The 15,208-nt window shown below is 42.7% G+C and carries 7 protein-coding genes and 2 rRNA genes; all 9 read right to left on the minus strand.

Annotation, left to right across the window (positions count from 1 at the left end):
• Positions 1-2,152, minus strand: a 2,152-nt coding sequence (locus tag WC819_05545; GenBank protein ID MFA5986781.1) for a hypothetical protein, incomplete at its 3' end; no start/stop codon positions are given.
• Positions 2,153-2,166: 14 nt separating this feature from the next.
• A complete protein-coding gene (locus WC819_05550; protein MFA5986782.1) occupies positions 2,167-2,379 on the minus strand; it encodes a hypothetical protein in 213 nt (70 codons plus the stop codon).
• Between the two features lie 622 nt (positions 2,380-3,001).
• The gene (locus WC819_05555) at positions 3,002-3,982 is read right to left on the minus strand and encodes a phosphoribosylaminoimidazolesuccinocarboxamide synthase (protein ID MFA5986783.1); all 981 of its coding nucleotides are present in this window, start codon (positions 3,980-3,982) and stop codon (positions 3,002-3,004) included.
• Positions 3,983-4,183: 201 nt separating this feature from the next.
• Positions 4,184-4,292 (minus strand): 5S ribosomal RNA (gene rrf, locus WC819_05560).
• A 109-nt stretch (positions 4,293-4,401) separates the two neighbouring features.
• Positions 4,402-8,680: ribosomal RNA gene (locus WC819_05565) — 23S ribosomal RNA — on the minus strand.
• A gap of 849 nt (positions 8,681-9,529) precedes the next feature.
• Positions 9,530-10,441, minus strand: a complete 912-nt coding sequence (gene pyrF, locus WC819_05570) for an orotidine-5'-phosphate decarboxylase (protein MFA5986784.1) — start codon at positions 10,439-10,441, stop codon at positions 9,530-9,532.
• 24 nt (positions 10,442-10,465) lie between these two features.
• Positions 10,466-11,344 carry a hypothetical protein gene (locus tag WC819_05575; protein ID MFA5986785.1) on the minus strand — a complete coding sequence of 293 codons (879 nt, stop codon included), beginning with the start codon at positions 11,342-11,344 and terminating at the stop codon, positions 10,466-10,468.
• A gap of 330 nt (positions 11,345-11,674) precedes the next feature.
• A complete protein-coding gene (locus WC819_05580; GenBank protein ID MFA5986786.1) occupies positions 11,675-14,563 on the minus strand; it encodes a hypothetical protein in 2,889 nt (962 codons plus the stop codon).
• A gap of 143 nt (positions 14,564-14,706) precedes the next feature.
• A complete protein-coding gene (locus WC819_05585) occupies positions 14,707-15,156 on the minus strand; it encodes an RpiB/LacA/LacB family sugar-phosphate isomerase (protein MFA5986787.1) in 450 nt (149 codons plus the stop codon).
• Positions 15,157-15,208 lie beyond the last annotated feature (52 nt).

The following is a 15,208-nucleotide window of genomic DNA, read 5'->3' on the forward strand; positions in this document are numbered from 1 at the left end:
TGCATGTGGGGGTTGTGTGGGTGTACCATGTGGGATCTCCGTCGTTTTGGTAGAGGATGTCCATTTCCATGGTGTTGAATGCTGTGCCGACGTAGATCTGGAGGGTGATGTCTTCTGAGAAGTTGAGTTGTTCATTGGGGATACCGATCTCTACTGCCGCTCTGCTGGTGGGTTGTTCTTGTTTTGTTGTTTGTGTCACGTTTTGTGCGGTGAAGTTTTGGAAGTTGAAAGATCCGTCACCGGTGATCTGGGTGTCTTGTGGGAGCTCTACTTGAAAGATGCCGTCTTGTACTGTGACGTTCACTGTTGTGGTTGCCTGTGCAGTATCGGTGATGGAGCCGTTGTCTATGGTGATATAGCCGTCGTTGACGGTATTTGTCATGATCGCGGGATCGGGATCGGTGATCGTGATGTCTGAGAGACCGAGGGTTTGAAAAGAGAGTTCATCGCCATAAGATGTGCCTGCGGAGTTTGTAGCTTTTGCTCTGTAGTAGTATGTGATGTTGGGGGTGAGATTTGTGATGTTGCAAGAATATGCGCCTGTGCCTCCTGTGCCAGCTGAACAGGAACCAGTATAGACACCAGTGGTTGTGCCCCATTCAATCATGCGTTCTGGGTTGTCTTGACCGATTGCAGTGATGGTGGCAGTGAGAGTAGCTTCATGCTCCGTGATGTTTGTGGAGGAGGTTGTGGTGAGGGATGCGGTTTGGGGGGTTTCCATGATACAGCGAACACCGTAGCCCCATGCGCGATAATCACCATTTTGTATAAAAGCAGTTGAAGACATGAACACTTTTACAGCATTGCTACCACTAACATCACTGGACCAATAAATGCTCTGGATTCCCTGCTGATAAAAAGCGCCAGCAGTAAGATGCCTTAGACCATTTGTTGTCAACTTCAACGATGAATTATATGCATTAGTATAATTTGTTACCCCGGAAGAATTAGCCCATGTTGTCCACTCTAACGATGTTGGTAATCGAAAATCTGTCGGACATGGATTATTGATTCCATTTACACCTTGCCACAAATTATCATTTTGTGGGGAACGCCAATCACCAGCTGGGTTTGTCGTGATATATCGTGAATGCCCCGGTACATCTGAAGTGCTTTTTGTCGCCGTAGTTAAACTCGTAGTCATCTGATGTCCATCCACCAAACGTCCCCACTGAAAATACCATCCGTAAGCTTGTGTGTCATTATATGCTGTTGCCACACGTGTTGCACCAAGATTACGATCAAGCCAACATCGCCCATCAGCGCCTACAACAGTACCGTATGTTAAGCCATTACGCGAAACTGTGTCCGTTCCGCAAGTAATAGCTTCATATGTATATGATCCTGTCAAAGTGGCACTCTGCGTATCCGGATTTGTCACGGTCACATCTACCGTTCCACTGGGAGCATGGGCGCCAGTCGTAACGACGATAGTGGAAGAATTAAGAAGGTTTATTGCAGTCGCAACTGTCCCTCCAAAAGAAACTGTCGGACTCTCCCCCCAAGCATACAACCCTCCCCGTGTTCCGATATGCGATCGGGTGCCATCTGGATTAAGAATGGCAATATCACCAGCATTAGTTAGATCACTTGAAAGAGTGGTGGTAATATCCCAGTCATTGGATGTGATGGCGCGGGTTAATGAACTATTTTTAGTGCCTCTGGACGGCGTGTAGTCGAAAAGACAATTGTAATATATAGGGGCGCCGGAATAGTCTGTCGTACTGTGACCATTAGATTTAAAAATGGAATTGTAAATATTAAAGACTGTATTACTATTATCATATACATATGACCAAGCAGTAGCAGATTTATTTTCTACAAAGATATTGCGATAGGTACATCGTCCACTGTTAGCTCCAAAAATAGCATTGGAATAATTATTAGTACGATTAGGATAGAAATCTATTTTCAAATTAGATACAACTGAAGAAGTATTGGTCATATTGAAAACATTGGCATCACGATATGTAGTACTACTTGAATCGGATCCATAACATTGAAGTACTGTATTTGCATTGTCTCCAAATATGGCCAGATTTTTCCCTAAGTCCTGAATACAATATTGTCCTCCTGTCCCTGCCGTAGTGAGGAAAGGGATGAGGCGATACGTCCCTGGCAATACACTAATAGCATCACCGCTAGCTGCCATATTGATTGCTTTGTTCAAACTAGCATAAGGGGTTGATCGAGAACCGTTTCCAGTCGAATCACTCCCAGTAGTACTGACATACCAAACATTTGAGAAAGAACTTGGATTGGGAAATGCTCCGGAATTATAGAAATTACTACCACTGATAGTGACATCGGTTCCGCCGCTGACTGATCCACTTGTTGGAGAGATGGAAGTGATGGTTGGTGCTGGACTGGCATTGACATAACTAACACCACACAGAAAAGAGACTAAGAAAACCATTCCTAATACAGCAACTTTGTCACCAAAACCCATCCTAGTATTTTTGAGAAGTAAAAAAGAACTGAATAAAAAAAACTTGCTTCTTGTTAGATATGTTTTTTTGTAATTATCCCATTTCATATTGGCTATTTTTTTATTTTTATATCTCGAAGGTCAAATCTCTTGTGATGTAATTATACAATGGGGAGAGTAGCTCTAAAAAATATCTTTTGTTTCTTACTGTTTCTTAAAAACAAAAAACGCCCGAACATAAATGTCCTGCTACTCGAAAAATTATTCTTTTTAAATTCTGATAAACTCATTTTTGTTTTTATTTTATTTCCTTTTGCATTATATCAAAATAATATATTTGACGACCAGAACTTCTTTGATCTTGTGTCAGTTTTTACCATTCAGCTCTTTGTGCATTATGAAAAAACAATCATTTATACCATATGCAAATCCTCGTCCCTTGTTTTTATAAATATAGTATATCACACATCTTTTTTCTGTGCTAACAGGCAGATATTCATATTATCTTATAATTTATATTATAAAAAAATTTAAAACCACTGTCCATGTGCGTGACATAGACAGTGGTTTTCATTAACCTTGCAATACAAGGCGGTTGTAAGCCTCTTGATACTTTTGGCTTGTCATTTCGATAACCTCTTGTGACAAATGCGGTGGCGGACTTTTTTTGTCCCACCCTTGCGCAACAAGCCAGTCGCGCAAGAACTGCTTGTCAAAACTCGGCGGTGTTTTGCCGAGTACGATCTGATCCGCAGGCCAAAACCGTGAGGAATCCGGCGTAAGTGCCTCATCAATAAAGATCAGCTTACCACTCGGCAACAATCCAAATTCAAATTTGGTATCGGCGATGATGATCCTTCGTTTTTTGGCATATTTTCTCGCGCGAATATATATGTCCTCAGAAGCGCGTCGCACATTCATACATAGCACTGCCGGATCAATGATAAAACCATTGTGCGGCAACCATTCTCTCATGATCTCAATCATTTGATCGAATGAAACATTCTCATCATGTGCACCAACACTGGCCTTTGTTGATGGCGTAAAGAGTGGACGCAAAAATTCCTCCGACTCTTGCATATCCGCGGGCAATGCAAGTCCGTGAATGATCTTTCGTGCATCGTGCAGTGACGATGATTTTCCATTTTTCAATACGTCTGCCTTTTTGAAGTCGCTCCAAAACGAACCGGTGATATTACCCCGCATGATACACTCTACCGGTAGTGGCATGGCCTTCTGCACAAGCATGGTCCGTCCAGCGAGATATTGCAGATACGGTTCACATTCTTTGGGATACTCACGCGGATCAATGCTGATCATATGATTGGCAATGATGTCAGACATCATCCCAAACCAAAACGCTGACATTCTGTTAAGGATCACTCCTTTTCCCGGTATTCCATCCGGCATAACCCAGTCATATGCGGAAATGCGATCACTCGTCACAACGAGCAATCTGTCCGGCGCCGACTCAAGAAAAAATATATCTCGCACCTTCCCTTGACTCATCAATGATAACGCAATCATTTCATGTGGACGAACATGCTCGATCATAACAAAACCCTCCTCTCTGTAATAATGCTATTGAATATACATCGCTTCCCTCGTGTAAAATAACTCTGACATTTGTCAGTCCCCCATTGTACAGGAAAAACACATTTCGTCAAAAAAATATCCACCTACACAAAAAAACAAAAAACCGCCTCATTCTCAAGGAATTGCAGCGGATATCATTGCGTACTTTCAATACACTGTTCCCAGCATCGACTTACTCTCCCTCAAAAGAGGTACCATCAGCGCTGACAGGCTTAACTGCTGAGTTCGGAAAGGGATCAGGTGTGACCCTATCGCTAAAGACACTGGAAACAGTAAATTCAAAGTACTTTACGAAGAAAACAACATTTTGGTCAAACAAATATACACTCTTTTACGTTTCTCTTGATTGTCAACTCAATTATAGAAAGAGAAATAAAAGAAAAAAGTTAATGATACATTAGTATTCCTGGACTTAACGCTTCACAGCGCTTCCATCTGAAACCTATCAACCTAGTAATCTTCTAGGGTATCTGTGCCTTATCTTAGGATGGGCTTCCCGCTTAGATGCTTTCAGCGGTTATCCACACCAAACATAGCTACTCGACACTGCCCTTGGCAGGACAGCCGATACACCAGAGGTCTGTTCTTTCCGGTCCTCTCGTACTAGGAAAGACTTCCTTCAAGCACACACGCCTACAGCAGATAGAGACCAACCTGTCTCACGCATGTTTCCACGTATTACTACGTGCATTGGACTATAACTTTATCCTACAAAAAATTAGGATAATCGACGTTTAGTCTCTACGGGTGAACATGTGCGAATTTTTCTTTTCTTGGAATAATTCAATTCCCTGAAACGGTCAACTAATTGTGCAAGATCTTCAAAATCCTTATGATTTTTGACTTTTTCTTTTTTTGCCAAGATCTTCAAAATCAACTCAGCCTGTTTTCTCTTTAATATGAGAAATGGTTTTACTGAGAAGAGAAAAATTTTGAGGTTATCCGTTCTATTTATGGAATATTCCATTATTCCATCTTTTCTTTCTCGAAGAATTCCGAGTCCGATTTTGGAACAAATTTTCTCAAAGTTTTTTCTGTTTTGATTGGATTGGAATAACACGATATAAGGAGCAACCTGAAAACCATACCGATAGGTATCGTTTGGTTTCATCCTTACATAGATGCTTCCATCTCCATCAAGAAATCCTGCCAAATATGCACTAATTGTTGACGAAAAATTTTTACACATAAACTTCCCTCGGTATTATCCTAACATGTGACAGGTTATGTCACAATAGGACTCCACCGATATAAGTCGATTTCTCATATATGATCGCTCATATACGCCGCCGTGTATGATGTCTTTTTCCTCGGGTTCAAACTGTACAAAAGTCAAAAGTTCATAATATTATAAAGTCCATAAAAAGTTTGGCATTCCAAAAATTTATAAACTTTAAAACTTTCTACTTTATAACTACTGTACGGTTTGAACCCAGCTCGCGTACCACTTTAAACGGCGAACAGCCGTACCCTTGGGACCTTCTCCAGCCCCAGGATGTGATGAGCCGACATCGAGGTGCCAAACCACTCCGTCGATGTGAACTCTTGGGAGTGATAAGCCTGTTATCCCCGGGGTAACTTTTATCCGATGATCTTCCACACTCCTACAAGTGATGGTCGGTTCACTAACTTCTACTTTCGTAACTGAGCGACTTGCTTGTCTTTCAGTAAAGCTGGTTTATGCGTTTGCACTATCGGCCCGATGTCCATCCGGACCTAACCAACCTTTGTAAACGCCTCCGTTACATTTTAGGAGGCGACCGCCCCAGTCAAACTACCCACCAGGCACTGTTCCTGCACCGGTAGCTATATTCAACACGAGTAGTAAATTTAGTAGTACTTTTTAATCATCAGACGAGTCTTATAAAATAAAATTTTATAAGCAGTTAGTGAATTCTTTTAAGTGAAAATTTTCCACGTCAAAGATCCCTCCGTACAAAACATTCTAAAAAACGCTTTGTTTTACGAAGGGCTTCACTACTCGCCTGTTGATCATATGTACCTTTGAATTTACACTCTGTAAAATACACCTAACGGTGCAAGGTTAGAATCAAAACTTCAGCAGGGTGGTATTCCACTGTTGACTCCACCGCTCCCTAAAGAGCAGCTTCAAAGTCTCCCACCTATTCTCGGCAACTAAAACTCTAATTCAATGCCAAGCTGTAGTAAAGCTCCACGGGGTCTTTTCGTCTAGCTGTAGGTAGGGGGCATCTTTACCCCCATTGCAATTTCACCGAGCACCTGGTTGAGACAGTTCCCATCTCGTTACACCTTTCATGCGGGTCGGAATTTACCCGACAAGGAATTTCGCTACCTTAGGACGATTATAGTTATCGCCGACGTTCACTGGCGCTTCGGGGATCCGCGTAAACTTCTCCCGTTAACGTTCCAGCACTGGTCAGGTGTCACCCCCTATACATCCTCTTACGAGTTAGCAGAGAGTTGTGTTTTTGGTAAACAGTCGAATGGGCACTTTAGCTTCGTCCAGCACCTATTTCAAAAATGATCGTCAAAATTTTTAACATTCATGAGCGATAGCGACTGCATCTTTTATCACTATCAAATCTCTATGATCATCTCTAAAATAGGTGCTGGAAAGACATTTAGCGAACGTACGTCTAGCTTTTTTGCCGAGTTCCTTAACCAGGTCTCACTCATTCATCTTAGGCTACTCGCCCTATCTACCTGTGTCGGTTTACGGTACGGGTGTGTATATATTGAAGCTTAGAAGCTTTTCCTGGTACCCTGCTCACTACTATTAATTCCTCCGAAGAGAAACGACTGTCCATATCTCGGATTATTGTATGGCGGATTTGCCTACCATACATCCTCAATACGTCCACATCAATCCAATAAGATGCAGTAGCTACAAGAATACGTCACTCCATCGCATATATACACAGTGCAGGAATATTAACCTGCTGTCCATCGACTACGCCTTTCAGCCTCGCCTTAGGACCGACTAACCCTGGGATGATTGCCATTGCCCAGGAAACCTTAGATTTTCGATGTGCACGGATCTCACGTGCATTGCGGTTACTCATTCCAGCATTCTCACTTCCTTGCGTTCCACCGGTGGTCACCCATCCGGCTTCGGCACACAAGGAACGCTCTCCTACCACTTGTAGATAAATCTACAAATCCGCATCTTCGGTATTATACTTGAGCCCCGTTACATTTTCGGCGCAAGATCTCTAAACTAGTGAGCTATTACGCTTTCTTTAAAGGATGGCTGCTTCTAAGCCAACCTCCTAGGTGTCTGAGAAATCTCACTTCCTTTTCCACTGAGTATAAATTTTGGGACCTTAGATTGCGATCTGGGCTTTTTCCCTTTTGAACTACGAGCTTAGCCCCGTAGTTCTGACTGCCGCTGTACGATCATGAGCATTCGGAGTTTGGTTGAGCGCCCTACCTTGCGGCGGGAACTCATTCAGTAGCTCTACCTCCCATGATTAATTAAAGCGACGCTAGCCCTAAAGCTATTTCGGAGAGAACCAGCTATTGCCGAGCTCGATTGGAATTTCTCCTCTACGCACAAGTCATCCCCTGATGTTGCACAGTCAGTGGGTTCGGGCCTCCCACAACTTTTACATTGTGTTCACCCTGCTCATGCGTAGCTCGCCCGGTTTCGGGTCTAGTTCCTATGACATATTCGCCTGTTACAGCTCGCTTTCACTATGCATCGGTTACAGAGTAACTTATGCAAGCCATAGAAAACTAACTCGCTGGATCGTTCTACAAAAAGCACGCAGTCACCCCTCACCCAAATTACTCTAAACTTTCTTTGACATGTTTTATCAATTGATATTTTGCCTTACCATTATGCTTCAAACGATATTCTCTCGTCCGTGCGGCACTGAGCGTTATCCACGACTCATAATAAACAATTTTCCAATGATGTGATTTTGTTGATCTGTTTTGACCACTGTTATGTGAATCAAAACGCTTTTTCAAATCACTTGTACATCCGACGTAGAAAACTTCTCTATCATCAGTTGCTTGCAAAGCATAAACATAATGCATACGCATATATTTATACAGTTAAAATAATTTGGGTGAGGGGCTCCTACTCTTTGTTAGCGTATAGTTTCAGTTCTATTTCACCTCCCTCTACGGGATACTTTTCACCTTTCCCTCACGGTACTAGTTCACTATCGGTCTGAGACAATATTTAGTCTTGGAAGTTAGTGCTCCCGGATTCAGACGGGGTTTCTCCGGCCCCGCCCTACTTGAGAATAAACTCACCTATTATTTTTTCTTTTCGTGTACAGGACTTTTACCTTTTATAGTCACACTTTCCAGAGTATTCCACTAAGAAAAAATTATTGGCCCCGCTCTAAGCGAGTCCGCTCATCTCGCAACCCCGTTCCTAATAAAAGAAACGGTTTAGACTGTTCCGCTTTCGCTCGCCACTACTGACGGAATCTCATATTGATTTATATTCCTCCTGGTACTAAGATGTTTCAATTCCCAGGGTTTGCTTTCATAACCTATGAATTCAGTTATGAATTTCCACTTGCGTGGAAGGATTGCTCCATTCGGACATCTCCGGTTCACAGCTTGTTTGGTAGCTCCCCGAAGCTTTTCGCACCCAACTACGTCCTTCATCGCTCGTCTCAGCCAAGGCATCCACTATACGCCCTTTGTAACCTCTTTCTTTTATTTCATCAAAATCTATAAAGAATTGACAATTAAGAGAAACTTAACTGCAATTTTTATATCATTCAACAAAATTTAATGAGTGTATTGTTCATTTGATCTTTTGGGTCAAATGAAATTGCTTAACCTATTTGTTGCTTTCTTCTGATATGACCACACATGTGTTCCGCAACAAATATGCGCGTCATTCAAAAATTTATATGCAGTTGTGAAAGTTCACACGTGCCTTGCCGTAGCTCACAAAAGCGACAGTAGGTTCTGCGGAAACAAGTAAATCTCTTTCACCATGTTTCCGCACAACATTCTTTCATGTTTCAAACAAACAAAAAACGAGACATGTGCCTATATGTATTCTCGCTTGCGTCGCTCTTTCTCCGGCCGCACTTGACGTCCTCAGAGCAGTACTACCTACTATAGCAAAGCCGAAAAATTTGTCAAGTCTTCTTTATTTGTCAAACTGATGATATGCACAGGTTATTCACACTGTACCATTCAGTACAGTGCACGGCACTGTATTTGGTGCAATATAAGCACTGTGTTTTATTAGAAATTAGGGTGTGGAATGGTAGGTGGTAGACGTATGGATGGTAGGCTGTGGAAATAAAAAACCAGTCATAGTATCCAACTATGACTGGGACGTTTTTTCATTCAAAATAACTATAGTTGTTCAACTGCATTTTGCAAATATTTTTTATATGCTTCGATGTGTACGCAATCATCATCTAAACATTGTTTACGTTTGCATCTCTTGCATTCTGCAGGCATTTCAACTTTCTTTGCACTGCTCTGATGCTGCTTTTTCTGACTTTGTACCATGTACCACCTCCGATCTGAAAAAATCAAATTTTATGAAACTGTTTTTATAGCGCGTATTTGGTCACACAAAATTTGCGACTTTTTGCCAGATGCCTCTGCATAATCATCACCAGAGCTGGCAAAAATAATATCGGAGCTTGAATTGATCGCGATCGATCCGGGACCGGCATAAGCCGCTTTTATCGTTTCTTCCACAAAACCGCCTTGCGTACCAACACCGGGAATCAGAAACCACAGACCACTGCCAACGATCTGCCGACATTTCGACAAATGTTCGGAAAAAATTTCTCCAGAACCTTTGAAGGTTTCGTATGCAGCTGCCATGACAAGTCCGGCATTTTCATTCACGCCGATCTCCCATGCCCACCGCAAAATCGTTTTGGCAATGAATTCCCAATATTGTCGCCCATCAGCAAGCAATACATCCTGGACTTCCCGCGCCTCTGGATTACTTGTGTAACAAAGTCCCACAATCGCTCGTCCCGGATGTGCAGGATCAAATAACGGCTTCATACAACTGCTACCCATATACGGCGAGAAATTCATCCCATCTACGCCATCGATCTCAAAGTGCGCAATACGATAACGTTCTTGTGTTCTACCGATATCACCTCGTTTACAATCCAGGAAAACCGGAATATCGGGATAGAATTTGTGAATATAGCTCACGATTTTTTGGAGAGCTTTATCACCACCGCGAAATGCCTCATAATGCGCCTTCTGCAGTTTGAACATTGATGCGAATGGAGCGGTTGAATCTACAATATCAATCATCCACTGCGCGATCGCCTTCCAGTCAGACGAAATCCAAAACTTCTTTCTGAGACAATGCGGCAACTTTTCTGGTAACGGATCCAGACCAACACATACAAGAGAGTTTATCTCCAATTGTCTCCTTGCAAGTTTTGCTCGAAATCCTTCTTCTTTTGCGCTTTCCACCATAACATCCTCCTTGTTTTTTTGACCTTATGGTCGTGACAGTTTTTCGTAGAGATCAGGATAAGTGTCCTGGATATCTGCAAGAAATTTTTTGCCGTGTCCGACACGCGTATCGATTGGGATGCCGTCCTTACACAGAGGACACTGCTCTCTAGGATCTCGTGAAAGATCCATAGAGTAGTTTGTAGCCACAACATCCGTAAGTGCTTGTGCAAACTCAATGCAATATTCATCCTTGAGCGCCGTGAGTCCCGGATTTTTTTCACTGATCCGATTACACGCAGCGATAAAACCCACAAAATTACCAAATGATGAAATGATAAAGTCTGCTGTTTCACGCAAGCTTTTCGCTGAGTTGATCACGTCCTCGACCTGCATGGTACGCTTCCCTCTAATACGATCTCCATGATCCTTATACCACACCAATCCATTGTGAAATTTGAGGAGTGGTTTGAGAACTTCTATTGCCCGTCCATCGGTAAATTTTGTGTTATACCATGCAACGAAATTTGCCAGTGCATTCACATCATTTTGAAGTTTGAGTGGTTTGAGAACTTCAACAGCCCGTCCTCCGGTGAATTTTGTGTAATAATACGCGACAAGTGTTGCCAACGTATCCGCACCATGTGGTGTTCCTACGAAGGCATCAATTTTCTCATCACGACATTCCCATGCCATCTGCATTGCTACAACACATAATTGTGCCACAGTTTTGAGATCACGAATATTTATATATGCATCTCCGTGACCCCCCCCTGAATAACCAAAGTGTCCCTTTAAGGCGACACCTTCATTTTCAAAGTATCCCCACACGCCGAGTTTTGCAATTGTATGCTCATACAATGCGAGATCAACAGCACCGTGCCGTGACAATACATCAAGATCAATTGGTGTAAAATGATCCATCACTTCCTCCCATACGCCTTGCGCACCATTGCGCTGTTCCTTTTGATTGAAAACGAACTACTACCAAACCCAATTAACCATTCTACACAAGTCTCACAATTTTGGCTACAACTGCGAAAAAATACTCAACCATATCTCGATATGCTTCCATATTTTTTCTGTGTTTTGCTCAAAATTGAGAAACTTGTTATTGTAGAAGCGTTAATTGGATTTGGTATAAAAACCTGCACTCATGCTATCAAGTGCAGGTAAAAAGTCAATCACGTATCTTTTATACACCCAAAAACCTCATGCAATCCCAACATGAGGTTTTTATTTCCGTAAAAAGTTCTATGGTCGCGTCTCGATCATACGTCCATCACTTCCGATGTCCGTGTCATCATTTACCGTTGTCGTTGTGTCTGGCACACTTTCTTTTATTGCACTGCAAATTGTATTTGTTCCGCCGTAGAGGCCTTCACATTCCCAGTTCCATCTACCATCTGATGCGTTTTGATCGGTCCAAATCACGTTACCTGTATCACAGAGATTTGATGATGGTTGAATAAAATATGTTTGACCGTCAGCCAGCCCGCACTCACCATTGCTTGCAGGTGGCATTGTGTATTCGCATTTTTGTGTATCTGTGCACGCTGTGACTTGTTGCCATGGCGTATTTACTATGAGACCTCCGTCATCGCCCAGGCACCATGTTGCGCCTTGCGGCGGGTTACCGCCTGTGCAGGAGTATGCCGGCATTGTGTATTCGCATTTTTGTGTATCTGTACATACTGCGACTTGTTGCCATGCGGTATTTGTCGTGATATTTATATCGTCTCCCATACACCATATTGCACCTTGTGGCGGAGTACCTGTGCATGTGTATGATGGCGCAAGACGTGCTGCAGAACACGTTGCATTCGTACCACCGCCAGATCCGTTACATGTCCACGTCACCGTACTATCTACACCATATGCACCTGATGGAAAACTCACTGTTGCCGGAGATGGTGTGCCAGCAGAGCAAAGAGGTGTGGATGGACCGGTTGCAGTATATACATAATTATTTCGTGTTGAAGCAGAATTACATACTCCATTAATTGGAACAACACAAGAACCGACCGTAATATCCCAATAAAGAGTTGTGCCTCCGAGACTCATTGTTGTGAAACTTGGGTTAGTATATTGCGTGTTTCCTCCTCCACAACCTATATGCTCATCCGTGGGAGAAACCCAGTAAGTAGAGTTGCTAGCGGTACATCGATTCTGACCCAAGATGCTTCCGCCACATGACAACTTGGGTGTTCTAAACTCCTCGCATCTCGGTTTGTAATACGCGATAAGAGACCAAATACGCACGGTTGAACCATTAAGTTTCGCTGTAATTCTGGCCGTTCCAGATGCTCCGGCTACAGCAGCGCAGGTCATTCCCGAACATGTCATTACACTGGGGTTATTTGAAACTAAGCTAGGATTACCGGGCTGACTACCGGTAAAGTAAATATACCCACCCCGAGCACCATTACCACTGATATATTGACCGACGGCGGGAAGATTATTGCCGAAACAGCTTGCCGAAGTATAGTTACTGCATAGTGTTCCATACGGAGTGTCCCAAGATCCTCCACTAGCGTTAAATGTCAAATCAGAACCATAGCCAAAGCTTACTGAACCGCCACAAGGAACACTCGTACTAGTTACATTCATATAGCTATTCAAAGTGACATCGCCGGTAGAGATCGTGGCATAACCATTAGATAGATTATAGGGACTTGAAGACAACGCAGTTTGATCCCCCGCTGCCGAAGTCCCGTGACTCGACAATACTCCTCCAGTAACCAATAACCCGAAGATAAATATACCTAGTCTCGGCCCTCGATATCCTTTGATGATTCTGATCAACACGATTATGATAATAATAGTTACAATAAAGAGCACAACATAAGCGAAAATCTTCACAAAACCATTCATTCCCACCAGTCCGCTCACGTCTACTGTCTTGCATTCGTTGAGTTGGGCGCAATCATACGTTATTTCATAATGGTCAACGACATTCCCGTCCTTATCTCTAATCTCTGCTTTCAGTCCAACATAGTCATAATCCCGACGGGCAGAGATATCCGTCTTAGCGGCTGACATAGCGGAAGGAATATTGCCATCATATTTTAATTCCCCGATCTCATTACCATCCCTATCCGACAACACAGCTCGGACGTTCCCACTCGTATTGACGTTAGTGGAATTGTGAAAACAGGAGAAAAGAGTGAAGGCGTCGCCTTTTTTGATCGGGAATTTAGTGATAGCAGGATAGTTGAGCCGCGCACGTGGCGCATCTGTTGCGAAACGAACATTGATAATGGATTTCGTATCGTCATAGCTGGCAATTGTCTTCAGATAATATACACTGCCGGAAGTATCTGGCACTTTATATGAGATATCAGCCGTGCCGTTGGCCGGAACAGTGACCGTCAAAGTCTTCTCGTCCAAACGGTCATCTTTGTTGAGACTGTCCCATCGGTAGAGCTCCTGAGTGACATTGACGACTTTTGTCTCACCAAAAGAATTGCGCAATACATTATTGATAGTAACTTCCGAGCCAGCGGTGATTTTTGGCCAACTGCCGATCTGGTTATATTTATCTCCATTGAAAGTCGTAGCCGACTTATCGAAGGCAACAGCAGTGGTGATTGTCGAGCTTATATTAAAACGTGCCACACCGGCAGTTACTTCGTTGGAAAAAGACAACCCACCCAGATTGAATTTCTTGCCAACTGAGAAGAAATAATCAACAACGTATGCTCCATTGCCTTCGTAAACCGGAACGTTCCAGATAAAATCGACTTTTTTCTCACTCTTTGCATCAATGGAAATGTCTTTTACGGCAATGAACTCATCTACGATATTTTGACCCTCTTGCATGTAATTATCATTCGCTCTTCCGATCCGAACAAAAAGATTACCGTCTACAACAGGATAATTATTGTCATTCTTGACCATTCCGACAAAATGCATCTCCGTCCCAGGCTGATAGACCTGCTGATCCGGTCCGACACTGACTATAACAGATTGGAACTTGTAATAATCAAAACAATCCACATCATTCGCCGTTGCACCAACTGCCGGCCAATCAGAACCTTCTATTGTGTCTTTCGCAATTTCTTCATCAGACACCTGTGCAAAAACAAAAAAACCTGGCACAAAAATAAGCGAAAGGATTATTCCAAAAATGATCTTCTTCATTTTTTTTTACTTCAAAAAATTATGACTTTATTATACCATAATTTTTATAATTTTTATAATAAAAAGTAGATTTGCCTTAACGTAATATCTCATGTAGACAAAAAGATCACATCCTATTTGCGTCAAGAAACTCTTTTGCTATTTTAAAATTTTGAAAGTCGTCGCACGTGCCGTTCGTCACCCAAAAAAGAAGTTGACAGCCATGTATTCACTGCGGCCTTTGCGTCGAGATCAGACAGAAACCGTCCACCAAGCGCAAGCATATTTGCATCATTGTGTGTTCGCGATAAGGTGATGACATCCATTGGACCGCCATAATACACCGCACATCGCACACCCTTTGTGCGATTGGCAACCATCGCCTCTCCTTGTCCCGTCTTTCCAAAGATGATCCCAAAACTCTCTTGCCCCTCCAAACGATCTTTTGCCACTGCTTGCGCAACCGGCATAATATAATCTGGATAATCATCCAGCGCATTAAAAGTCAAGGCGCCCTTGTCTTCAACGTCATAATTCATTTCCTCTTGAAGGAATTTTTTGATATATTCTTTGAGATCAAGACCGGCATGGTCTGTGCCAAGGTAGATTTTCATATCCCTAGTTATAAAGTTAAAAGTGAAAAGTTTTTAAAGCAAATAACATCAT

Source organism: Parcubacteria group bacterium, assembly GCA_041660065.1.
GTDB lineage: Bacteria > Patescibacteriota > Minisyncoccia > Moranbacterales.